Genomic DNA, 21,131 nt, shown 5'->3' with positions numbered 1-21,131 from the left:
CTGGTATGGTTCAGCTTGCCGCGCGCTGGTCGATGGACCAGTGATGAATGGTGCTGGCCGATGGCATGCCGCCGGCCGAAGTCCGCAGTCCGTAATACGCTTGCCACGCTGCCAGCAGTCCCTCCTGGGTGACTTGCGGTGCATGGCCGTGATAGCGCACGCCCGACGCAACCAGGCGCAGCAGGTCGCGCGGCAGGCAGGCCAGGAGCGGCGTGTCGCTTTCGTAATGCAGGCTGTCGACCAGGAAGTCGAATACGGCTTCAGCGCTGCTCAGTCCGAAATCGGTGACTGTGCGCCGGTACACCTCGCGGTAGTCATCAACTGACAGCGGCCCCACGTAGAGCTTGCTGCCGAGACGACGCAGGAAGGCATCGTCGCCGAGTTCGGACGGCTCAAGGTTGGTCGAGAACACCGGCCAGACGTCGAAGGGCACCGAGAAGCGCACGCCGGTCTGCAGCGTGAACATGTCGACGGAGCGGTCCAGCGGCACGATCCAGCGGTTGAGCAGGTCGTCGACGCCTACAAGTTGCCGGCCCAGATCATCGACAATGTAGATGCCGTTGTTGGCCTTCATATGCGGGGGCGCCTGGTAGAAGCCGGAGGTGCGGTCGTAGCGCAGGTCGAGCATGGACAGCGTGAGCTCGCCGCCGGACAGCACTACAGGGCGGTGGCACAGGATCCAGCGACGGTCCAGTGATCGGCGCGCCAGCGACGCTTCGCTGTCGCTGAAGGGCACATGTACCAGCGGATCGAATACCTGGATGATTTCGCCAGCGACCGTGATGGCGTGCGGCACTGGCACCGCGCCCGGCAGCAGCATGCCGAGGCGTTGTGCCAGGTAAGTCTTACCGCTGCCGGCGGGACCGTAGATCATCAGCGCACGGCAGGTGTTCAGGGCCATGCCGATCGCGTCCAGCAGGTGGACCGGGATCACGAGGTCATGGAAGGCTGCGGTGACGTCGGCCTTGGTGACGGAGCCATGACTGACCGAGTGGTGCTTGACGGCTTCGACATACGCGTCCAGGGTAACGGGCGCCGGGCCGTTGTAGCTGCAGCGCGCCGACGCCTCTGCGGCACGCGTGTAGCCGGCATCGGTGAGGCGGAAGCGTACGTCCAGGTCGCTGGCGCCCCGATGCGCGATCTCCAGCAGGCGCTCGCGGACCGCGACCGCGGCGATTTCGTTGACCACCGCTGCAGGAAGCTTCAGTGAATCCGTCAACACGGCCAAGGTAACCGTACGGTGCAGGTACGCCGCTTTCATCAGCAGGCCAATCAGCTGGGCGATCTCAAGGCCGGTATCGGCGATGGTGCGCGGGAGCACATGCCAGGGGGGCAGCGGCACCGAGCTGTGGTCGCCGCTGGTATTCCTTCCCGTCGAGACCGGCTCGAGGAGTCGAGGTGCATGTCCCGCGTCGTGATGCTCGTTCATTGCCGTCCCCTGTTTGCTGATCTGCGCGTTCTTCTCAGGGCGCCCGTCGCTGCAGGCGCAGTTGCGTTGGGCTGCCTCACATACCGAAAAAGAGCATGGCCAGGGTGCCGCCGGCGATGGCGACACCATAAGGTATGGAGCCAGCGGATGACTTGCCCCCGGATTTAGCCAGCCCGTGGCCACGATGAATGGCCGCGCTCAGCAGCATGTTGCCGACTCTCGACAACGTCGCGCGGGTTTGTCCGGTGACGAGAAGCATTGCCAGTGCCCAGGCGCCACCGATCAACCAGGTAGCAACTGCGATCGACGGCACCATGCTTGCGCCGAGCCACGCGCCGACGGCTGCCATCAGCTTGACGTCGCCAGCAGCCATGCCTCGCAACAGGTAAAAGGGCAGGAAGATAATCAGGCCCGCTATCCACCCATAGAGCCACGCCAGCGATCCCGCGGCGATTCCATGGATGGCAACCTGCATTGGCAGGGCTGCAATCCAAGACCCGAGGGTCAGCCAGTTCGGAATGCGACGCCGGTCCAGGTCGATGGCCGCCGCAGTCGACACGATAGCGATGGTGATGGGGCCAATGAAGGTGGCGAAGGTGGCGGATGACATGGCGCTTGGGGCTGGTAGTTTGGGCGGCAGCAGATTCATTGGCCAGGTGCCTCACGGCATCTTGGCAGCGATGGATTCATACAAGGTCTTGACGGCATCCCCAACCGTGGAAACGGAGCCGACAATGGCGACCGCGATAAGCATGCCGAGCAACGCGTACTCGATGGACGTGACGGCTGCGTCTTCGTGCAACAGATCCGCGATCAGATTGAGGAGCTTTTGCATTTCGCGTTCCCGGTGATGGAGGTGTTGCGCTGAGCGTTGCGCTGGCCGCATGGCTGACCGGTATAGGGCAGCCATGCGGGCTCGCCAGGTATTAAGTGTTGGCGCTCGTGAGACTGCTGCCGATCTTGGAGAACGTGCTGTTCAACTGCGTGCCGACGATAGCGACCGACGCGATGATGACGACTGCAATCAGGGCCGCAATCAGGCCATATTCGATGGCCGTCACGCCCTCTTCGTCACGGATGAATTGCTTCAGCATGGTGGTCAGGTTTTGCATGACAATCTCCTTTTGTCAGGAACAAGAACTCGGTACTGCAAGACCGCGCAACGACGGTCAGGGAACGCTGGCACCGTGGATCGATGCCAAGGGGGGGACGGCGGCGCGCAGATGGCACACGCATGAAATGGCCAGCGGCCGTGGCCGCCTTGCATACCTTGAGGGCTGCGCGACTGCAACCGGCGTTGTGCCGAGGCATGCATGCATCGCGCCACGTGTTGCGCATGGCCCGCGCAGACCAGGACCATGCAGCGGAACTGCGCGCTGCCAACCCTGAGGGCGCTGGCAGCGTGGCTGGCGTTCCGGTGTTGAGAACCGGGTCGGCAGGTGGAAGGCATGGCAGATGTTCCCCGTATGTTTTCTTGGTGCCGGCCAGCTGAGCCGGCATTGCGGCAATCCGATCGACTGTATTTGCCGCATGCCGTGGCATAGGCAAACGGCGGGCCAGGTATTACGAAACCGTTGTCCTGCAAGGGTTTGCGGCGCGCCGAGTGCGATCCGCGTGGACTCGTCGGCGTGGAACATGGATTCCAGGCCGTACTTCGTTGCCGGCAGGAAACGCGCGCCGCGCAGGTTTATTTGGATGACGGAACCGATGGACTAGGGCGCGGCACGGTGCGCCGCCTGCCACCGTGGGGGGATGGCGGCTTGCCTTCAGCCAAAAGCATGAAGAGGCGAGTGAGCCGGGCGCAACGCATCCGGCCGTTGGACGACGGGATTTCCCTTTGCGAGGGGGCAGTGCCGCATAGGGCCGCCTAATGGATGAGTTCCCAGTGTGCCGGACCCGCGTTTCTCAATAGAAACATCATGCCCGCCCGGGAGTGTTCGCGCGGGGGCAAACACATCGTCCTGAGTTCTCGTCAGCCATTGTGGGATCTGGCGTTCCCGGCAATCCGGGCCACATGATTCAGCAAAGAAACGTTGCTCGCGGAAGTGCTTGCGGACAATGAGCGCGCGGGTCTTCTGACGTATCCGTTGGCTTGCGCTTCCGCGTACGCGCGACAACACTGAGCCTGTTGGTTAGCTGCTGGCGACGCTCTTAGTAGCGGGCCGTGGCGAGGGCAGGGGCAATGTCGAATGCGGCGAGCCAAGTGTCGACGACGCAAGTAGGCAGATGCAGGGCACACGGTGCGAGTGGGGCTGGGCAGTTCGCGTTGGTCGCGAATGCCAGTCATGGGAGCCAACGAAATGGCCTTTGAGAACTTTGCAGGCAGCAAGCCATTGCTCCCCGTGTCGGATGAGCACTGGCTCGACGCTGAGCGCATGCGGCTGTATTCCTGCGCGGCGCTGATCTGTTACGTGGTGTTCTTTGGGATCTGGATGTATCGGGCCTGGATACTGAACGTCGCCGGGCTCTTCCCGCCGGGAGCGGATTTCGTCGTCTTCTGGAGTGCGGCAAAGGTGGCGCTCGAGCATGGAGCGGTCGCTCCCTACAATCTTGAGCTGCTCCAGGCTAAAGAGGTTGCAACGGTGCCTCAGGTGCTGGTGGGCGGTGGTGCACTGCCGTGGCTTTATCCGCCGACATTCCTGCTGGCCATCCTGCCGCTCGGTTTGCTGCCTTACGGGGTCGCTGCGTTTGTATTCCTGACGGGTGGAGCCTGCTGGTATGGATGGGCAATGTCGCGGACATTGCCATGGCGCGGGGCGTGGATTGCGGCACTCGGCTTCCCGGGGGTCGCCGTATGCATCGCGACGGGGCAGAACTCGCTCTGGCTTGCCGGCACCGCTGGCCTGGCGCTGACACTGCTGCGCCAACGCCCGGTGTTGGCCGGTGCGTTGCTCGGGCTTGTTACGGTCAAGCCGCACATTGCAATCATGTTTCCGCTTGCCTTGCTTTGTGCCGGGCAGTGGCGTGCGTTGCTGGGGATGGCTGCCAGCGCAGCGGCCCTGGCGGCATTGTCGCTGGTGTGCTTCGGTGTCGAACCGGTCCTGGCGTTCCTGAGTGCAACAGGGCTTGCGCGTGCGGCAGTCGAGAACGGTACGGCACCACTGATTCGGATGCCCACCATGTTTGCAGCTACCAAGTTGCTGTTCGGAGGCGTCGTGCTGCCTTATGTCGTGCATGCGGTATGCGCCTGCGCGGCGGTGGCATCGGTGATCTACGCATGGTCGCGTCCATGCAGCTTTGCGCTTCGCGCCGCGGTGCTGTCGACTGCAATGCTGCTGGTGCCTCCTTACCTTTACGACTACGACCTGGCTTTCCTGGGGATTGCCATGGCGTGGCTGGGTATTCATGCCCATCGCTGCGGATGGCTGACAGGCGAACGTGAACTGCTGGTAGTGCTGTGGCTACTGCCTTTGTATGGGCTGCTGCTGGGAGAGTGGATCGGCATGCAGCTGATGCCGATCGGGTTAGTCCTGGCGCTGGCGCTGGGCGTATGGCGCATCCGCCTGGAGCGGGTGGATCCGCACTGACACGTTGCGAGGGTGCGGTAGGGGGCTGCCAGGGCTTGCACTGGTCGCCTGAAAGCGGCATCGCTATCAACCCTGAATTGCTGAAGAAGAGAAGCGCATCAAGCCGAGTTCACGGCGGTGTGGGAGCGAGTCACACCGTCTCAGGAGAAAATCATGCCGGATCCACACGATTTCAGAATGCTTTCCCTCGTTGTACCTTGCTACAACGAGTCCCAAAGCATCGCGGGATTCTTCGATTGCGTCGTGCCGATCCTGGAATCCATCGAGCGCATCCGCTTCGAGATCGTGCTGGTGAACGACGGCAGCACCGACGACACACTGGACCAGATGCTGGCGTGTGCGCAGCGGGACGAACGCGTCCGCGTGGTGGACCTGACGCGGAACTTCGGGAAGGAGGCCGCGTTGACTGCCGGGCTCGACGAAGCCCTGGGCGACGCTGTCATTCCTATGGATGTCGATCTGCAGGATCCGCCTTCACTCATCCCACAGCTCGTCGCGCGCTGGCGCGAGGGCGCCGAAGTCGTGCTGGCGCAACGTAGCAGCCGCGAGTGCGATTCCTGGCTCAAGCGCGTGACGGCAGCCGGCTATTATCAAATCCACAACCGATTGTCCGATCTGAAGCTGCCCGTGAACGTGGGGGATTTCCGCCTGATGGACCGGGTGGTCGTCAACGCGTTAAAGCAGTTGCCGGAACGGCATCGCTTCATGAAGGGCCTGTTTGCCTGGGTAGGTTACAAGACCGCCATCGTCCGTTATGAGCGCGAGCCGCGCAGTGCGGGCCGCTCGAAGTTCTCGGCCTGGCGTTTGTGGAACCTTGCGCTGGAAGGCATCACCAGCTTCAGTACGCTTCCGTTGCGCAGCTGGACCTATATCGGGCTGCTGATCGCCGTCAGCGCATTCCTCTACGGTACCTTCATCGTGGCGCGGACGCTGATCTTCGGCGTGGATGTGCCCGGCTATGCGTCGTTGCTTTCCGTCGTGCTGTTCCTTGGCGGTATCCAACTGGTCGGGCTGGGCGTGGTCGGCGAGTATATCGGCCGGATCTACGATGAAGCCAAGGGGCGGCCGATCTACCTGGTACGGCGCCGCTATCAGGAGCTTGGCCGTGACCGGCAATTGGCTTCAGGGCGGCGCGTCATCCGCCTTGAGCGTGGGCATGCGGGCAACGGTCGTTGATGGCGATGGGCCCCGTTGGAGGGGCCAGCCTATGCCTATTTCTGGTAGGTCCAGCTTCGATGCGCCACGTAGGTGAAGGCTGGCACGATCAGTACCACGCAGGCGAGTCCTGTCCAATAGCTGGATCCCACGGACTGCGCCGTCCACGAAATCCCCATGGTCAGGCCAAGTCCGAGCAGCGATACGCCTGCGAAGCGCCAGAGCGTCGTATGGTGCAGTCGCGATGAAAAGCTCCACAGCGTGTTGATCAGATAGGAGCAGGCGGTCGCGCACACGAAAGCCACGCAGTTTGCCGTGACCGGTGAAGTGCCCGTTGCATTGACCAGTGTCGCGACGATCGCGACGTGGATGCCGGTCGAGCTTGCCCCCGCTAGGAGGAACCGCGCGAGCTGGCGGAATTCGTCCGGGCGGACAAGGGCTCTCACGGTGCTCGCACGATCGCCATCAGCGAAATGCCGAACGGCAGCGACGCGCGCGCCAGCCAGTGGCGCTCCGCGCTGAACAGCGCGTGTAGCGCGTTGTTGATGGAGCGAGCCGGTACGGCGGCACCCGTAGCTTTTTCGCAGCCGCGCAACTGGTCGCCGAGGCGAGCGGTAATGGCCAACGGAGACAGCAGAGTGTTGAAGTAGGTGATCCGATCCAAATGCAAACCACAACAGCTGACCAGCGTTTGCAGCGACTCCTTGCTGTAGCGCCGCCGGTGATGCAGGAAGACGTCGTGGCGGCTCCATAGCCACTGGTATGCCGGCACGGTGAGCAGGACCACCCCGCCGGGCTTCAGCATCTTCGCGGCGCAGTCGAGCGCCCCGTCATCGTCAGCAATGTGTTCCAGGCAATCCAGCAGGCAGACGAGGTCAAAGCTGCCTTCCGCAAACGGCATGTCGTCGGGACATCTGCCGCAGCGGATGTCGTAGACTTCGCCGGTCTTTTCGCGTGCGAGTTGCAATGCCACGCCGTCCATTTCCACGGCACTGACCTTGCCGAATCGGGAAAGCATCTCAAGATTGCCGCCGGTTCCGGCGCCAATTTCCAGGATGGATGCGTCAGGCGGCAGGTCTAGCCCGGCCAGGACGGTGGCGAGTATGTCGCGCCGCCCACGGAACCACCAGTGAGCGGCTTCTGTCTCGGCCATTTCAAGATAAGCATCAGGGGACATGGGACGATTCCTCGGATAGCAGTGAGGTTAGCCTTGCACGCATACCAGGCCGAGATCGCCCTTCTTCACGTGCAACTTGTAGTCCCGCATCAACCTGAACAGCGTCACCCGCGAAATTCCGAGCTCCGCCGCGACATCGATCAGGCGCTCATGATTGCGCTGCAGCGCTTCCACGAGGGCATTCTGCTCGGCTGCTTCACGGATCGCCGCCAGCGTGAGCGGGCGTTCCTCCACCGGAGCAGCGAGTTCCAGGTCCTCGGGCTGGATCACCCCGTCCTCGCACATCGCCGCGGCATGGCGGATGCGGTTGATGAGTTCGCGCACATTGCCGGGCCAATCGTGTTGTTGAATCGCGCGCAGCGCGGTAGGCGCGAAGCCACGAATATGGTTGGGAGACTGCTTGCGCACGCCGGCGAGCACATGCTCGGCGAGCAGCATGAGGTCGCTGCCGCGTTCGCGCAGCGGTGGCTGACGCACGCGCAGCACGCACAGGCGGTGGTACAGGTCGCCGCGGAACCGCTCGGCTGCGATGGCCGCTTCCAGATCGACGTGCGTGGCCGAGATGATGCGTACATCCACTTCAATGGATTCGGTGCCGCCGAGCCGCTCTATGCGCCCGGTTTCCAGGAAGCGCAGCAGGCTGGTCTGGCTTTCCAGCGGCATGTCGCCGATTTCGTCAAGGAACAGCGTGCCGCCCTGAGCCATCTCGATGCGGCCGAGCTTGCGCTTGGCCGCTCCGGTGAAAGCCCCGCGCTCATAGCCGAACAACTCCGACATGAGCAGGGTGGGCGGGATCGCGGCGCAGTTCACGGCCACGAACGGCTTCTGCGCGCGTTCGCTGGCGCGGTGGATGGCCTGCGCAGCCAGTTCCTTGCCGGTACCGGATTCGCCGGAGATCAGCACGGGGGTATCCCAGAGCGAGACCTTTTCGATACCGCGGAACAGCGTCTGCATCGCAGCGCAGGTGCCAATCATGCCGTCCGGGCGCGCGCTGCTCCCGGCTGTGCGCTGGGCGGCGGGCCGCATCTGCGCCATGCCTTGTGCATGGCCGAGCGAATGCGCCAGGTGGATCAGGTCGAATGGCGCGGTGTAGTAGTCAATAAAATAGAGGCCGAGAAGGCGGCGCGCCGCGTCGCCCAGCTCTTCGCGGCTGGCGACCATGCCGATCCAGCCCAGCAACGGGTGGGCCAGCCAGGGCTCGAAGGATTCAAGCTCGGCATCGCTGAATCCGCTATGGACGTCGAGCAGAGCGGCACAGGCCGTGTTGTGCGCCAGCGCGTCGAGGTCTTGCAGGCTCGATGCAAAGCTGATTTTCCAGCCGCGTTGCGAAAACGCCCTGCACAGCGTGGCGTCATGATGCTTGGACAGATAGAGCAGCGGACGATTGGCGTAAGTGCTCATGAGATTTCCCCGGATTCTTGTTTTTGACGAAACCGACTCCAGCGGTTGCCGGATATCGGATTCGGTGGCCTTAGGCCCGCACCGGCCGCGGGTTGATCTCGCTTTGGCCGGCGTATTTCCCGAATTCTGTGTTGGCCAAGCCTGCTTTGCAGGCTTGGCCATGCCCCTCGTGACGCCGGTGTCCGGCATCCCGCTTGTTAGCGGTCCCCATCGCCGCCATGGTCGTCCATGGCTGGCTTCAGTATTTCAGGCTGCACGGGCCGCCCAGACCGGCGCGACCCGTGGTTCCCTGAAAGACCTCACCTGTTCTTCCCGGCCCAGACCGCAACGGTATGCGTCGGTGCGAGCCATTCCCTGCAGCGCGGCCCTACGCTTACAGCACCAGCCCGAGTCCCGCCCTGGGGTGCGGGGTCGTTCTGAAACTGACCTCGTCGAACGTTTGCCAGTGTGTAGGCGCTTCGGTCTCAGACTTCCCCAATTCCAGGCTTCATGTTCGCGTGGACATATATCGCGATGAGCATGCCAGAGTCGGGCATGTCTCTGAAAACAAAGGAAAACCTCGATTCGATGGAAATTGGGGGCGCTGTGGCGCCGCCAAATCGTTCCATTTCTGTTACAGCCTGTGACCTGAAACACCCTTTGGTATGGCTCTGGGGGAGTGCAAACGACACTCATACTCATCTTCCTGTGGCCGGAGGAGCATTTGTGCTTGGTAGCCCTGTCCGAAGGAAGGGAAGCGCCATGAGAAACGCCGGAGTGCCACGGCACCGGGTTTGGATCCGACCCGCCGCTCAAAATGGTTTCGTTTCCGTTACAGGGAGCGGCATGAGTTACATGGCAGAGTCGGATTCTCTAGGGTGTTATCCCTAGTCAAACCGGCGTTGCTGCATCGGGCGGTCGCGACGCATTGGAAACGAGCCATGCGATGACAAGCATTTGCACGAGTCGTTGGATGAGGCTCCCATCCCTATCTCATCTTTATGGATGGAGTGAGTAGAAGTTGCACGGTAGTCGACCTGACCGAGCGAAATGGTTGCATCCGTGAAACTCGCCCCGCATGGAAGACGAGTCGTCCCCGAGGCGTTGAGCCGGCGGCAACGCTTCCCTGCATGACGCTAAGCCATGGATTCTTCTGAATCAAACGAAAATGATTCGTATTGCCAACTTTGGACATCGAAAACATTTCATGTCTGTTACTTCATGGCGTCGTCTGTCGTCGGCTCCGCGGTCAGCGTTTCGCGGCGCACCTGTTCCTGCAGCCAGGCATGGAACTGCTGGATCGCTTTCTCGCGAGGATTGCCCTCGCGCCAGGTGACCCAGTAATGCAGGCTGGACGGAATGCGGGTAGAACCGACCTGCACCAACTGGCCGCTCTCAAGGTAGTCGTGGGCCAGTTGCGCCCTGGCGGTGGCTACGCCCAGGCCGGCCACGGCTGACTGCAGCATCAGCCCGGCGTCCTGGAAGATCGGGCCGCGTTCGGGCTCGGCATCCGGCAGGCCGGCGGCTTCGAGCCAGTCGCGCCAGGGCCGCAGCGCAAAGCGCAGCATCGGCATGCGAGGCACGTCGGCTGGCGTGAAGCCGGGGTAGCGCGCCAGCAGCGCCGGGCTGGCCACGGCGATGACATGGTCTTCGATCAGGTTGTGGCATTCGAAGCCAGGAAGATCGATGCGTTGGTGCCAGATGCCGACGTCGACGCTGTACGGGTCGGGCGGCGTGATCTCGGCATGCAGCCGCAGGTGCAGGTCCAGCGACGGCACCTGGGCGTGCAGGCTCGGCAAGCGGCGAATCAGCCAGGCGTTGGCCAGGTCCGCCATGACGCTGACCTGCAGTCGCACTACCGGTGTGGTCGTGCTGCTGCTGGCTTCGCGCAGGGCGCTTTCAATATCGTCCAGCGCGGCACGGATTTGCTCGGCGAGCCTTGCTCCGGCACTGGTCGGCGCCATCTGGCTGCCGGTACGCTGAAATAGTTTGGTGCCGAGCTTGTCCTCGAGCGCCCGCATGTGATGACTGATGGCGCTGTGGGTCAGTGCAAGCTCTTCTGCGGCACGCGAGAAGCTGCGATGGCGCGCGGCAGCTTCCAGCGCACGCAGCGCTTGCAACGGCGGGATGTGAACAGGGCGATCGATAGGTTTGCGGGCCATGGCCGTCAAATTCTACTCACAATTGCCGACCGTAACTTTCGTTGGCGTTGCACCATGCTGGTGAGGACAATGGCGGCATGACGACCTCTGCTGCTACCCGATCTTCCATGGCCCGCCCGGAACACGGACCTGTTACAGACGCCCGCTGGCGGGTTCTGGCGGTTTTTTCGCTTGGCTTTCTGGTTTCCTACGTATTCCGCGGTGTCAATCTGGGCTTCGCGCCGCACTTGATTCGTGAGCTGGGACTGAGCGCTGGTGACCTCGGTCTGCTCACCAGCTTCTACTTCCTCGGGTTCGCCGCGGCGCAACTGCCGGCCGGCATCCTGCTGGATCGGTATGGGCCCCGCAAGACCGAAGCTGCGATGCTTTTGGCAGCAGTGGCCGGATCCATGTTGTTTGCGGTGGCCCCCGGCATGGCCGGATTGGCTGCGGCGCGGCTGCTGATCGGGATCGGTGTTTCGGTTTGCCTTGGCGCGGCCATCCAGGCGCTGTCGATGTGGTTCCCGCTGTCGCGTATGCCTTTGCTCAACGGCCTCGTCATGGCGATTGGCGGGCTGGGGGCGGTGGCTGTCGGTTCGCCGCTGGCGTGGCTGCTGTCCTGGACGGACTGGAGATCCGTCAGCACTGGGCTGGCCTTCGTATCGCTGGCCATGGCCGCCTTGCTTTGGTTCGGCGTGCCGGACAAGGCCAGCCCGCGGCGTGAAAGCCTGGCGGAGCAGTTGCGTGGCACGCGTCAAATTCTTGGCAGCGAGCGCTTCTGGCGCGTGGTGCCGCTGACCTTGCTTAACCAGGGCGTATTCCTGGCGGTGCAAACGTTGTGGGTGGGTGCCTTCATGCGTGATGTGTCCGGATTTGCGCCTGACCAGAGCGCGCGACTGGTATCAGTCATTGGTCTGGCGATGATGGCCGGGTGCGTAGGGTCGGGCTGGGCGGCACGTCATCTGGAGCGGCTCGGCGTAAGCCTGAAGGCCTTTGCCGGCGCTGGCATGACGGGCTTCATCGTGGTCCAGATATTGATCATGGCCCAGGTGCCGCTGTCGCCAGTGCTGCTGTGGGCGGCCTATGGCGTGTTCGGCTCGAGCGGCATCCTGACCTATGCCGTTCTGGCGCGCAGTTTCCCGGATGCCCTGATCGGCCGCGCGACGACAGCCATGACACTTACGGTGTTTCTGGCCACGTTCCTCTGCCAGGTCGGGATTGGCCAGGTATTGGACCTGTGGCCGGCCACGGGCGGCCGCTATCCCGCTACTGCCCACCTGTCGGCATGGGCTGGCTTGGTAACGCTGCAGGCCCTTGCGGCAGTGTGGTATGCGATCGGGCGCGGCGGCCCGACCGATCCGCGCAGGGTTCAGTAGACTCCCGGCAACACGCGAAACCGTACTTTCTCGCGATACCGGCAATATTCCGGGTCGTCGGACAATAGTGCTTCTTCGCGCCTGATACGCATGACCTGAAGCGTATAAAGCCCTGCATAGACCAGCAGGTTCTGCAGTCCGAAGTTCGTCAGCAGAAAGCCGATGTCGGCAATGAGATAGCTCAGATAGATCGGGTGACGCATGAAGCGGTAGGCACCGCTCGACACGATTCCGCGATTCGCCGGCAGGATGCCGAACGAGAACCGCAGCGAGAGCTTTGCGTAGATCTGCCAGGCAATCCCGGCGATCTGCAGGCCCGCACCGACGATCTCGGGCGCGAAGTGCGCGCCAGGCGCCAGGTCGATGGCAAGGAAATAATACGTGCCGCCCAGTGAGCAGAGCACTGTGACCGGATTCCAGTCGCGCTTCTTGGGGACACGGGCAAACAAGGTCAGGCCTAGCGTCAGGCAACTCGCCACCACGAGTAGCAAAAGGGTGATTCGCGAGGGGGTATCCAGCCATCGCTGGATTGCTCCATATACGAAGCCGGCAAGCAGTGCGGCGGTGGTGGATCTTAGCGTCAACTCCAACAGCAGTTCACGCAAGTCCATCTTGGGCGCGGCGTTCGCTTGCCCGTGGTGCACCAGGCTTTCTGACATATTTACCCCGTTCCGGCGAAATTGAGGCTTCGCCTTTTCTGACTGCAATGTCGTTGTGCAGTCAGCTTAGTCGTGGCTGGCTCGCCGCAATATCGGGTAAAGGGATGTTTCGTGCGTGAACGGTTGTGGCGCTACACGGATGATTCGTCAGCGCCTGATATCGACGCAGGTTTCCAAGCCTGGTGAGGCGAAGTGAAACCGGGGCGCGAGGCCAGAGCCCGGTCTAGAGAACCAACGGCCGGTCGTCCAGTTCGTTCGGATTGCGGCCACCATTGGATGGGAAATGCGCTGCCAGCAGATCATGAATGCTGGCCACTGCGACGAGCACAGGGCGCACCGAAAGATCCTTGGCCAGCCCCTGCGCCAGTTCATCGCAGACAACCCGCCAGGTTTTCGCCCCCACGCGTGCATCGATGCCCCGGTCTGCCAGCAGTTCCACTGCATGGTCAGCCAGATTGATATACAGGAGCACCCCGGTATGCTCCTCGGTATTCCAAACCTCCAGCGCGCCGAACAGGGCCCGCGCGCGCTCCCGCGGCGTGGTGCCACGCCAGGCGTGGCCGAGCGGCAGGCTGGATTCGATGACCACGCGGATTTCACCGAGGTGGCGAGCTTCTCCGTCATGGACCGCATCGTGAAGCTGCTGTTGCGCCTCCGCCGGGAAATAGCGTCGGGCGGTGCCGGTTGTCGTACCGAGGTGGCGCAGCGCACGTCGCAGCGATGGCATGGCCGGGTCTCCTTACCAGTTGCCGGAGGCACCGCCTCCGTCGAAGCCGCCACCGCCTCCGCCGCTAAATCCGCCGCCCGAGCCGCCACCGAAGTCCCCGCCGCCACCAAATCCGCCGCCCCGGCGCCCCCAGTCGCTGCCCATGCCGTAGCCGCCAAGTCCGCCCAGGCCTCCTGCAATGACGTCGCGGCCGCGCGGCGTGGTGACGATCTGCGGGCCGCGGCGGCGCGTGGCGGCGGTCAGGAAGAAGAACAGGATGATGGCCAGCGGAAACAGTACCGGCAGCCAGTCCGACCAGAACGATGACTCCTGCTTGCGCGGCTGCGGCCCGGCCAGGCCTTCCTTGTCGATGGTGGCCTGGATCGCGGAAATGCCGGCCGCCAGCCCACCGTAGAAATCGTTTTGGCGGAAGTGAGGCGCCATCACATCCTGCAGGATGCGCTTGGACATGGCATCGGTCAGCGACCCCTGCACGCCGCGCCCGACCTCAAGCCGCATTTTGCGCAGGCCGGGTGGATTGTCCTTGGCGATCAGCACGATCACGCCGTCGTCGATGCCCTTGCGGCCGGCGCGCCATGCGTCAGCCACGCGGATGCTGTAGGCGTCGATGGTTTCGGGCTCGGTGGTCGGCAGCATCAGCACGAAGATCTGGCTGCCGCGCTGCTGCTCGTATTCGGCCAGCACGTTTTCCAGCGCGGTGCGCTGGGTGGCGGAAAGCGTGTTGGTCAGGTCCGTGACGCGCTGGGTCAGCGGCGGAACGGGAACGAAGCCGTCGTTGGCCGCCAGCGCCGGCATCGCCACCACGCTGGCAAGCCACAGCATGGCGGCCAGCCAGCGGCGCCAGCATCGGAAAGCGGGCAGGGCGGTCGGTGTGCCCACGATATGTGTCCTGCTGTCAGAACTTCACGGTCGGCGGCGTGGAGATTGCCTTCTCGTTTTCCACCGCGAACGAAGGCTTGACCTGGTACTTGAAGACCATGGCCGTCAGGTTGGTCGGGAAGCTGCGTGCGAGCACGTTGTAGTCGCGCACCGCGGCAATGTAGCGCTGGCGTGCCACCGTGATGCGGTTCTCCGTGCCTTCGAGCTGCGATTGCAGGTCGCGGAACGAGGCATCTGCCTTGAGTTGCGGGTAGTTCTCCGACACCGCCAGCAGGCGCGACAGCGCGCCGGACAGCTCGCCCTGCGCCTGCTGGAAGCGCTTGAACGCTTCCGGGTCGTTCAGCGTCTCGGGCGATACCTGGATGCTGGTGGCGGCGGCGCGTGCCTTGGTCACGGCCTCGAGCGTCTCGCGCTCGTGCGTGGCGTAGCCCTTGACGGTGTTGACGAGGTTCGGGATCAGGTCGGCGCGCCGCTGGTACTGGTTGACGACCTCGCCCCAGGCTGCCTTGACCGCCTCGTCCTTGGACTGGAAGTCGTTGTAGCCGCAGGCCGACAGCAGGCTGGCCATGCAGGCCAGCAACAGCCAGCGGAGCCAGCCGGCGGAGCGGATCGGGGTGGAGGACAGGGGCAGTGAGGCGCGCATCGTGGGCTCCCGGTTTGAGGCGAATCTCAAGTGTAGCGCACGGCGCGTTGCTGACAGCCGCGGTCCCTGCTTTGGCTCCCGTCAGGCCGCGAAGGCCTTGCGTGCGGCGTCCAGCGTGGCCTGCAGGATGGCGTCGTCATGGCAGGCCGAGACAAAGCCGGCCTCGAATGCCGAGGGCGCCAGGTACACGCCGTTGTCGAGCATGGCGTGGAAGAAGCGGTTGAAGCGCGCGGTGTCGCTCTTCGTCACCTCGGCAAAGCTGCCTGGCACGCCGTCGCGGAAGTAGATGCCGAACATGCCGCCAATGGCATCGGCCGCGAACGGCACGCCGGCCGCACGGGCCGCTTCGCTCAGGCCATCGGCCAGCTTGCGGGTTTGCGCGGTCAGTTTGTCGTAGAAGCCCGGTGCCTGGATCAGCCGCAGTGTGGTCAGACCGGCCGCCACGGCCAGCGGATTGCCCGACAGCGTGCCCGCCTGGTACACGCCACCCAGCGGCGCGAGCTTGGCCATGATGTCGCGCCGGCCGCCAAACGCCGCTGCCGGCATGCCGCCACCGATGACCTTGCCCAGGCACGTCATGTCCGGCGTGATGCCGTAGTGGGACTGCGCGCCGCCCAGCGCCACGCGGAACCCGGTCATGACTTCGTCGAAGATCAGCACGGCGCCGTCGCGCGTGCACAGTTCACGCATGGCCTTCAGGAACGCGTCGCTCGCGCGCACGAGGTTCATGTTGCCGGCCACCACTTCCACGATCACGGCCGCAATCTCGCCGCGGTGCTGGCCAAACGCTTCTTCGAGCTGCGCGACGTTGTTGTACTCGAGCACCATGGTGTGGCGCGTCACGTCCGCGGGCACGCCGGCCGACGACGGTGCGTTCTGCGTGGTGTCGGCAAAGGTCAGCAGGCCCGAGCCGGCCTTGACCAGCAGGCTGTCGGCATGGCCGTGGTAGCAGCCTTCGAACTTGATGATCAGGTCGCGGCCGGTGAACCCGCGCGCCAGGCGCAGCGCGCTCATGGTTGCCTCGGTGCCCGACGACACCAGGCGCACCTGTTCGATCGACGGCACCAGCTTGCAGATTTCCTCGGCCATGTCGATCTCGGCCTCGGTCGGGGCGCCGAACGAGAAGCTGTGCGCGGCGGTCTCCTGCACGGCGCGGACGACGTCGGGATGCGCGTGGCCGACGATCATCGGGCCCCAGGAGCCGATGTAGTCGATATAGCGCTGGCCATCCGCATCCCACATATAGGCGCCCTCGGCACGCGTGATGAAGCGCGGCGTGCCGCCCACCGAGCGGAAGGCCCGCACGGGCGAGTTGACGCCGCCGGGAATGGTTTGCTGGGCACGGTCGAAGAGCTGCTGGTTACGGGACATGGTCTGCCTGGTGGAAAACTCGGGGGAAACGCGTTCAAGCGGGCGCGAACTGGCGTCCAAAGCGTGGGCAAAGCGGTGCAAATCGGTGGAATAGCGCGGCTTTTGTCCGGTATTTGTACGCTAACGTGCGCGAACACGGCGGATTTGGCACGATTCTGGCTTAAGCGGCTGGCGCCGTCGGCGCCGATTCGGTACCATCTGCGCTGAATTTTAATGGAGAGCGCCAGAGCCTGTTATGGAATACAAGACTTGGATGTGCCTGATCTGCGGCTGGATCTACGACGAAGCCACCGGCGCGCCGGAAGACGGCATTGCCCCCGGCACCAAATGGGAAGACGTGCCCATCAACTGGACCTGTCCGGAATGCGGCGCCCGCAAGGAAGATTTCGAGATGGTGGCGATCTGACGCTGCTTCTCGCCGGCTGCGTGTCGATATGCGTCGCGCCGGCGCGACAATTCGCCTGACCGTGCCGGACGCTCCGGATTGACGGGCATCGGGCGGCTTGTCACACTCTGACACAATTCAGATCCGTCCATCCCGCCATCCGGGGGTGGCGCAGGGCGGAATGGCAGGTGCGGGTTCCACGCACCGCCTCTGGCCGGTGAACTTGCCGGTCTTTTGTAGGGAAGATGAAATCGGGGTTCCGTCGGGGCGGCTGGCCAGGTCAGGCCAAGCCGTTTCGCGCGGGTGTTCTCAAGAGATTGCCGGTGCTCCGCATGGAGACGCTGGTCGCGGGAACAACATGCGGGTCGCTCAACCACTAGAAAACCATCGGGTCAATGCCGGCGCCAGCGCGCAGCCGGACCAGGGGCCGGCGTGCGCGCCGGCATCGTCGCGCAGAGTGCTGGTGATCGATGATTCCAGCACCATCCGCCGTACGGCGGAGATCTTCCTGTCGCAGGCGGGCTATCAGGTCGTGCTTGCGGAGGACGGTTTCGAAGCGCTCGCCAAGGTCGGCGACATGCATCCCGACCTCATCTTCTGCGACATCCTGATGCCGCGTCTCGACGGCTATCAGACCTGCTCGCTGATCAAGAAAAGTCCGCGTTTCCACGCCATTCCCGTGATCATGCTGTCGTCGCGCGATGGCGTGTTCGACCGTTCGCGCGGACGGCTCGTGGGCGCGCAGGACCACCTGGCCAAGCCGTTCACGCGTGACGCCCTGCTGCAGGCCGTGCAGGCCTGCCTGCCCGGCCATGCGAGCGGCAACGCGCTGCCGGCATGACCCGGATTCAAGGAACTGACTCATGACAACCATCAACAAGATCCTCATCGTCGATGACTCGCCGACGGAAGCGCTGTTCATGTCCGACCTGCTCGGCAAGCAGGGCTTCAAGGTCTCGGTCGCGGGCAACAGCGACCAGGCCTTCGCGCGCCTCGAGGCCGAGGCCTTCGACCTGATCCTGATGGATGTGGTCATGCCTGGCCAGAACGGCTACCAGGCCACGCGCGCCATCAAGCGCGACGATCGCTTCAAGGACATCCCCGTGATCATGTGCACCAGCAAGGGCCTGGACACGGACCGCATCTGGGGCATGCGCCAGGGTGCGTCGGACTATATCGTCAAGCCAGTCGACAGCAAGGAATTGCTGACCAAGATCGCTGCGCTGTCTCACTGACAGCCGCAACACTGACGCACCAGTTTTCGCCAGCACCGCCGGGGACGCCACATGAACGCGCCACGCCAAGACCTCCGCACCCGCCAGACTCGGCTGCAGGACTACCAGGCCATGCTCGCCAGGCGCCTGCGCGAGGCCCGCAACGTGCCTGCCGCCGACAGCTACCTCGCTCTCCAGGTAGGCCAGCGCGGCTGGCTGTTGCCGCTTGCGCAGACCGGCGAGGTGCTCGACATGCGCCACCCGAGCCGCGTGCCGCTGACGCAGCCGTGGTACGCGGGCCTGGTCAATGCGCGCGGCAGCCTGCTTGGCGTGATTGATTTCGGATTGTTCTGCGGCGACGCGCCGACGCCACTGCAGCCGGGCAGCAAGATCGTCGTGCTGTCGCGCCAGGTCGAGCGCGCGTGCGGCATCCTGGCGACGCGCGTGGTTGGCTTGCGCCATGCGGCGGACCTGCGCGAGCCGGCACAACCAGCCGGGGCGGCAGAGGCATGGGAAGGCAGGCGGCTGGATGACGGCGACGGCCGCGCGTGGCAGGTGCTGGACGTGCGCGCCTTGCTTGACACACCGGCATTTCTGCAGGCAGGGCGCATGGCGGCATAAGCCCGCAGTAATTTTCCGGCGCCGTTGGTCGCGGTGCCCGTGGCAACAGAACAAATAGCGCGGCGGCCCGTGTCGAGGCTGCCCCAGATAACGATTCAACGGACAGAGGGTGCTATGGGGTTCAAGAAAATCAGCCTGGGACGCCGGAAGCCGGCAGCCGACGCGGCCGCCGGCCTGGTGGGAGACCGCGCCGGCGCGGCACCATCGGCGAGTACCGCACCGCGTGCGGACGGGCTGGGCAGAACTCCGCTGGAGGCCGTGTCGGCATTGCTGTCGCGCATGCCGTTCTCCTCGCAGCAGCGTGCGCTGACCATCGGCGTGGTGGTGTCGCTGGTCGCGCTGCTCGGCTCGGTGTATATGGATAACCGCATCGCCAACAATGCCGCGGCGCAGATCGAAATCTCGGGCGACATGCTGATGCACTCGCAGCGCCTGGGCAAGGCCGCGCCAGTGGCGCTGCTGGGCAATATGCAGGCCTTCACGCAGCTGCGCCAGTCCAAGGAAGCGCTGGCCGCTGACTTGCAGGCGCTGCAGGCCGGCAGCGATGACAGGCACGTGCGCGCCACGACGGGCGAGGCACAGCCGCTGCTCGAAACCGCGATCAGCTCGTGGAAGCGCAGCGAGAAGAGCGCCGCCGACGTGCTCGCGCAGCAGGCGGTGCTGACGACGATCGGCCAGACGCTGCAGGTTTTCAACGCATCCAACCCCGAACTGCTCGAAGCCGCCGAACAGGTGGCGGCGCTCAAGCTGCAATCAGGCTCCAATGCGCGTGAGGTGGCCGCATCCGCCCAGCTTGTGATGCTGACGCAGCGCTTGGGCAAGAACCTGAATGAGTTCCTGTCCGGCGAAGGCGTGAACCCCGAAACCGCGTTCCTGCTCGGCAAGGACACCAACACCTTCCGCGAGACGCTGGACGGTCTGCTCAACGGCAGCGAGGCGCTGCGGCTGAATGCCGCCACCGATGCCGAGACGCGCGGGTACCTGCAGCAGCTGTCGCAGCGCTTCGACGCGGTGCAGAAGACCACCCAGACGATCCTGCAGAACCTGCCCGGCCTGATTGCCGCCAAGCGCGCGCAGCAGCAGATCTTCAACGACAACGAAAGCCTGCGCGGCGAGCTGTCGGCGCTGCAGAAGTCTTACTCCGAAGGCGCGCGCTTCCGTCCGGTGACGCTGGGCGCGATGCTGGTTTCAGCGCTGGCCACGCTGCTCTGCCTGGCCGGCCTGGCCTCGCTGTACCTGCGCGATTCGCGCCTGCGCGCGGTCGAAGCCGAAGCGCGCGAACGTGAAGCCGAAGCACGCCGCCTGGAAGAAAAACGCAACAACGACACCACGCAAAAGGCCATTCTGCAGCTGATGAACGAACTGCAGGACATCGCCGACGGTGACCTGACACGCCAGGCGACCGTGACCGAGGACATCACCGGCGCCATTGCCGACTCGGTGAACTATACGGTGGAAGAACTGCGCGAACTGGTGGGCCGCGTGCAGCAGACGGCAGGGGAAGTGACGCTGGCGTCGGGACAGGTGCAGGCCACGTCCAACCAGCTTGCCACGACGACCGAAGAGCAGTCGCGCCAGATCCGCCAGACCGGTGAGTCCGTGGTGGACATGGCGGATCGCATCACGCAGGTGTCGCGCGGTGCGGCGGAGTCTGCCAACGTGGCGCGCGCCTCGCTGACGGCTGCGGAGCAAGGGCAGCAGGCGGTGCAGAACGCGATCGCGGGCATGAACGACATCCGCGAGCAGATCCAGGAAACGTCCAAGCGCATCAAGCGGCTGGGCGAGTCGTCGCAGGAGATCGGCGAAATCGTCGAGCTGATCTCGGACATTACCGAGCAGACCAACGTGCTGGCACTCAACGCCGCCATCCAGGCCGCATCGGCTGGTGAGGCCGGCCGCGGCTTCACGGTGGTGGCCGAAGAAGTGCAGCGCCTGGCGGAGCGCTCGGGGGAAGCAACCAAGCAGATTGGCGCGCTGATCCGCACCATCCAGACCGACACGCAGGATGCCGTGCACGCGATGGAGCGCAGCACGCAGGGTGTGGTCGAAGGGGCGCGCCTGTCGGACAATGCCGGCGCCGCACTGCAGGAAATCGGCCGCGTGTCGCGCCAGCTTGCCGAACTGATCGAACAGATCTCGCGCTCCACTTCGCACGAAGCGGATCTCGCTGGCGGCGTGGCCCGCCACATCGAGCGCATTCTGCAGGCGACCGAGCAGACCACCGCCGGTACGCGCCAGACGGCGAATTCGGTGCGCGATCTGACGCAGCTCACCGAAGAGCTGCGCAACTCCGTGTCGCGGTTCAAGATCGCCTGACAATGAACAGGCACGGGGTTTCCCGCCAGCATGCCGGTATCGCGCATGCCGGCTGCAAGGCAGCCCCGGTGCGAATGACGATCCTGGCGCCCGCCGCGTCGGGACAGCCCCGACCCGCGCGCAAAGGCCGC

General features: G+C 64.2%; 21 protein-coding genes. 8 read left to right on the top strand and 13 right to left on the bottom strand.

Annotated features, from left to right (window positions below):
- Positions 1 to 10: 10 nt before the first annotated feature.
- The 4 genes from ACIGJG_RS13580 to ACIGJG_RS13565 all read right to left on the bottom strand — a co-directional run bounded on the left by ACIGJG_RS13580 (position 11) and on the right by ACIGJG_RS13565 (position 2,541).
- A complete protein-coding gene (locus tag ACIGJG_RS13580; protein ID WP_140950363.1) occupies positions 11 to 1,429 on the bottom strand; it encodes a P-loop NTPase family protein in 1,419 nt (472 codons plus the stop codon).
- Positions 1,430 to 1,505: 76 nt separating this feature from the next.
- On the bottom strand, positions 1,506 to 2,078 hold the full coding sequence (locus ACIGJG_RS13575) for an A24 family peptidase (RefSeq protein ID WP_258234559.1): 573 nt from the start codon (positions 2,076 to 2,078) through the stop codon (positions 1,506 to 1,508).
- A 12-nt stretch (positions 2,079 to 2,090) separates the two neighbouring features.
- The gene (locus tag ACIGJG_RS13570) at positions 2,091 to 2,264 is read right to left on the bottom strand and encodes a Flp family type IVb pilin (protein WP_140950364.1); all 174 of its coding nucleotides are present in this window, start codon (positions 2,262 to 2,264) and stop codon (positions 2,091 to 2,093) included.
- Between the two features lie 91 nt (positions 2,265 to 2,355).
- Positions 2,356 to 2,541, bottom strand: coding sequence for a Flp family type IVb pilin (locus tag ACIGJG_RS13565; RefSeq protein ID WP_140950365.1), 186 nt, complete (start codon positions 2,539 to 2,541; stop codon positions 2,356 to 2,358).
- 1,134 nt (positions 2,542 to 3,675) lie between these two features.
- Between ACIGJG_RS13565 and ACIGJG_RS13560 the strand changes: the two genes are divergently transcribed.
- Positions 3,676 to 4,956, top strand: a complete 1,281-nt coding sequence (locus tag ACIGJG_RS13560; protein ID WP_483672437.1) for a glycosyltransferase family 87 protein — start codon at positions 3,676 to 3,678, stop codon at positions 4,954 to 4,956.
- Between the two features lie 153 nt (positions 4,957 to 5,109).
- Entirely contained in the window at positions 5,110 to 6,132 is a 1,023-nt protein-coding gene (locus ACIGJG_RS13555; protein WP_140950367.1) for a glycosyltransferase family 2 protein, read from the top strand.
- A 35-nt stretch (positions 6,133 to 6,167) separates the two neighbouring features.
- On the opposite strand, the gene ACIGJG_RS13550 is transcribed toward ACIGJG_RS13555, so the two are convergent.
- The 4 genes from ACIGJG_RS13550 to ACIGJG_RS13535 form a co-directional block, all read right to left on the bottom strand.
- A complete protein-coding gene (locus tag ACIGJG_RS13550; RefSeq protein WP_140950368.1) occupies positions 6,168 to 6,557 on the bottom strand; it encodes a GtrA family protein in 390 nt (129 codons plus the stop codon).
- Positions 6,554 to 7,288 (bottom strand): class I SAM-dependent methyltransferase, encoded by a 735-nt coding sequence (locus ACIGJG_RS13545; RefSeq protein ID WP_140950369.1) that lies wholly within the window; start codon positions 7,286 to 7,288, stop codon positions 6,554 to 6,556. The genes ACIGJG_RS13550 and ACIGJG_RS13545 overlap by 4 nt, the downstream gene beginning before the upstream one ends.
- A gap of 27 nt (positions 7,289 to 7,315) precedes the next feature.
- Entirely contained in the window at positions 7,316 to 8,689 is a 1,374-nt protein-coding gene (locus ACIGJG_RS13540) for a sigma-54 dependent transcriptional regulator (protein ID WP_140950370.1), read from the bottom strand.
- 1,193 nt (positions 8,690 to 9,882) lie between these two features.
- A complete protein-coding gene (locus ACIGJG_RS13535) occupies positions 9,883 to 10,830 on the bottom strand; it encodes a LysR substrate-binding domain-containing protein (RefSeq protein ID WP_140950371.1) in 948 nt (315 codons plus the stop codon).
- A gap of 77 nt (positions 10,831 to 10,907) precedes the next feature.
- On the opposite strand from ACIGJG_RS13535, the gene ACIGJG_RS13530 reads away from it, so the two are divergent.
- Positions 10,908 to 12,185, top strand: a complete 1,278-nt coding sequence (locus tag ACIGJG_RS13530) for an MFS transporter (RefSeq protein ID WP_140950372.1) — start codon at positions 10,908 to 10,910, stop codon at positions 12,183 to 12,185.
- Here ACIGJG_RS13530 and ACIGJG_RS13525 read toward each other — a convergent pair.
- The 5 genes from ACIGJG_RS13525 to hemL form a co-directional block, all read right to left on the bottom strand.
- Positions 12,179 to 12,796 carry a methyltransferase family protein gene (locus ACIGJG_RS13525; RefSeq protein WP_235679760.1) on the bottom strand — a complete coding sequence of 206 codons (618 nt, stop codon included), beginning with the start codon at positions 12,794 to 12,796 and terminating at the stop codon, positions 12,179 to 12,181. The genes ACIGJG_RS13530 and ACIGJG_RS13525 overlap by 7 nt on opposite strands.
- 271 nt (positions 12,797 to 13,067) lie before the next feature.
- A complete protein-coding gene (locus tag ACIGJG_RS13520) occupies positions 13,068 to 13,571 on the bottom strand; it encodes a TPM domain-containing protein (RefSeq protein WP_011298777.1) in 504 nt (167 codons plus the stop codon).
- 12 nt (positions 13,572 to 13,583) lie between these two features.
- Complete coding sequence (locus tag ACIGJG_RS13515) at positions 13,584 to 14,393, bottom strand: TPM domain-containing protein (RefSeq protein ID WP_049796472.1); 810 nt, start codon at positions 14,391 to 14,393, stop codon at positions 13,584 to 13,586.
- A 73-nt stretch (positions 14,394 to 14,466) separates the two neighbouring features.
- Positions 14,467 to 15,093 carry a LemA family protein gene (locus ACIGJG_RS13510; RefSeq protein ID WP_011298775.1) on the bottom strand — a complete coding sequence of 209 codons (627 nt, stop codon included), beginning with the start codon at positions 15,091 to 15,093 and terminating at the stop codon, positions 14,467 to 14,469.
- Between the two features lie 81 nt (positions 15,094 to 15,174).
- Complete coding sequence (gene hemL / locus ACIGJG_RS13505) at positions 15,175 to 16,464, bottom strand: glutamate-1-semialdehyde 2,1-aminomutase (protein WP_483672436.1); 1,290 nt, start codon at positions 16,462 to 16,464, stop codon at positions 15,175 to 15,177.
- A 235-nt stretch (positions 16,465 to 16,699) separates the two neighbouring features.
- Here hemL and ACIGJG_RS13500 point away from each other — a divergent pair, with 235 nt between their 5' ends.
- The 5 genes from ACIGJG_RS13500 to ACIGJG_RS13480 all read left to right on the top strand — a co-directional run bounded on the left by ACIGJG_RS13500 (position 16,700) and on the right by ACIGJG_RS13480 (position 21,000).
- The gene (locus ACIGJG_RS13500) at positions 16,700 to 16,870 is read left to right on the top strand and encodes a rubredoxin (protein ID WP_011298773.1); all 171 of its coding nucleotides are present in this window, start codon (positions 16,700 to 16,702) and stop codon (positions 16,868 to 16,870) included.
- Positions 16,871 to 17,207: 337 nt separating this feature from the next.
- Entirely contained in the window at positions 17,208 to 17,690 is a 483-nt protein-coding gene (locus ACIGJG_RS13495; protein ID WP_011298772.1) for a response regulator, read from the top strand.
- A 22-nt stretch (positions 17,691 to 17,712) separates the two neighbouring features.
- The gene (locus ACIGJG_RS13490) at positions 17,713 to 18,084 is read left to right on the top strand and encodes a response regulator (RefSeq protein WP_011298771.1); all 372 of its coding nucleotides are present in this window, start codon (positions 17,713 to 17,715) and stop codon (positions 18,082 to 18,084) included.
- Between the two features lie 51 nt (positions 18,085 to 18,135).
- Positions 18,136 to 18,684: a chemotaxis protein CheW gene (locus ACIGJG_RS13485; protein WP_140950374.1), complete on the top strand. Its 549-nt coding sequence runs from the start codon at positions 18,136 to 18,138 to the stop codon at positions 18,682 to 18,684.
- A 114-nt stretch (positions 18,685 to 18,798) separates the two neighbouring features.
- Complete coding sequence (locus ACIGJG_RS13480) at positions 18,799 to 21,000, top strand: methyl-accepting chemotaxis protein (protein WP_140950375.1); 2,202 nt, start codon at positions 18,799 to 18,801, stop codon at positions 20,998 to 21,000.
- The last annotated feature ends 131 nt before the right edge of the window (positions 21,001 to 21,131 follow it).

Source organism: Cupriavidus sp. C1SS-2L (assembly GCF_057073735.1).
This window is presented reverse-complemented; position numbering and strand designations above follow the sequence as displayed.

Coding starts and splice junctions, on each gene's coding strand:
- ACIGJG_RS13580 (WP_140950363.1), bottom strand. CDS start 1,429: ATGAACGAGCATCACGACGCGGGACATGCACCTCGACTCCTCGAGCCG.
- ACIGJG_RS13575 (WP_258234559.1), bottom strand. CDS start 2,078: ATGAATCTGCTGCCGCCCAAACTACCAGCCCCAAGCGCCATGTCATCC.
- ACIGJG_RS13570 (WP_140950364.1), bottom strand. CDS start 2,264: ATGCAAAAGCTCCTCAATCTGATCGCGGATCTGTTGCACGAAGACGCA.
- ACIGJG_RS13565 (WP_140950365.1), bottom strand. CDS start 2,541: ATGCAAAACCTGACCACCATGCTGAAGCAATTCATCCGTGACGAAGAG.
- ACIGJG_RS13555 (WP_140950367.1), top strand. CDS start 5,110: ATGCCGGATCCACACGATTTCAGAATGCTTTCCCTCGTTGTACCTTGC.
- ACIGJG_RS13545 (WP_140950369.1), bottom strand. CDS start 7,288: ATGTCCCCTGATGCTTATCTTGAAATGGCCGAGACAGAAGCCGCTCAC.
- ACIGJG_RS13540 (WP_140950370.1), bottom strand. CDS start 8,689: ATGAGCACTTACGCCAATCGTCCGCTGCTCTATCTGTCCAAGCATCAT.
- ACIGJG_RS13535 (WP_140950371.1), bottom strand. CDS start 10,830: ATGGCCCGCAAACCTATCGATCGCCCTGTTCACATCCCGCCGTTGCAA.
- ACIGJG_RS13530 (WP_140950372.1), top strand. CDS start 10,908: ATGACGACCTCTGCTGCTACCCGATCTTCCATGGCCCGCCCGGAACAC.
- ACIGJG_RS13525 (WP_235679760.1), bottom strand. CDS start 12,796: ATGGACTTGCGTGAACTGCTGTTGGAGTTGACGCTAAGATCCACCACC.
- ACIGJG_RS13520 (WP_011298777.1), bottom strand. CDS start 13,571: ATGCCATCGCTGCGACGTGCGCTGCGCCACCTCGGTACGACAACCGGC.
- ACIGJG_RS13515 (WP_049796472.1), bottom strand. CDS start 14,393: ATGCTGTGGCTTGCCAGCGTGGTGGCGATGCCGGCGCTGGCGGCCAAC.
- ACIGJG_RS13510 (WP_011298775.1), bottom strand. CDS start 15,093: ATGCGCGCCTCACTGCCCCTGTCCTCCACCCCGATCCGCTCCGCCGGC.
- hemL (WP_483672436.1), bottom strand. CDS start 16,464: ATGTCCCGTAACCAGCAGCTCTTCGACCGTGCCCAGCAAACCATTCCC.
- ACIGJG_RS13500 (WP_011298773.1), top strand. CDS start 16,700: ATGGAATACAAGACTTGGATGTGCCTGATCTGCGGCTGGATCTACGAC.
- ACIGJG_RS13495 (WP_011298772.1), top strand. CDS start 17,208: ATGCGGGTCGCTCAACCACTAGAAAACCATCGGGTCAATGCCGGCGCC.
- ACIGJG_RS13490 (WP_011298771.1), top strand. CDS start 17,713: ATGACAACCATCAACAAGATCCTCATCGTCGATGACTCGCCGACGGAA.
- ACIGJG_RS13485 (WP_140950374.1), top strand. CDS start 18,136: ATGAACGCGCCACGCCAAGACCTCCGCACCCGCCAGACTCGGCTGCAG.
- ACIGJG_RS13480 (WP_140950375.1), top strand. CDS start 18,799: ATGGGGTTCAAGAAAATCAGCCTGGGACGCCGGAAGCCGGCAGCCGAC.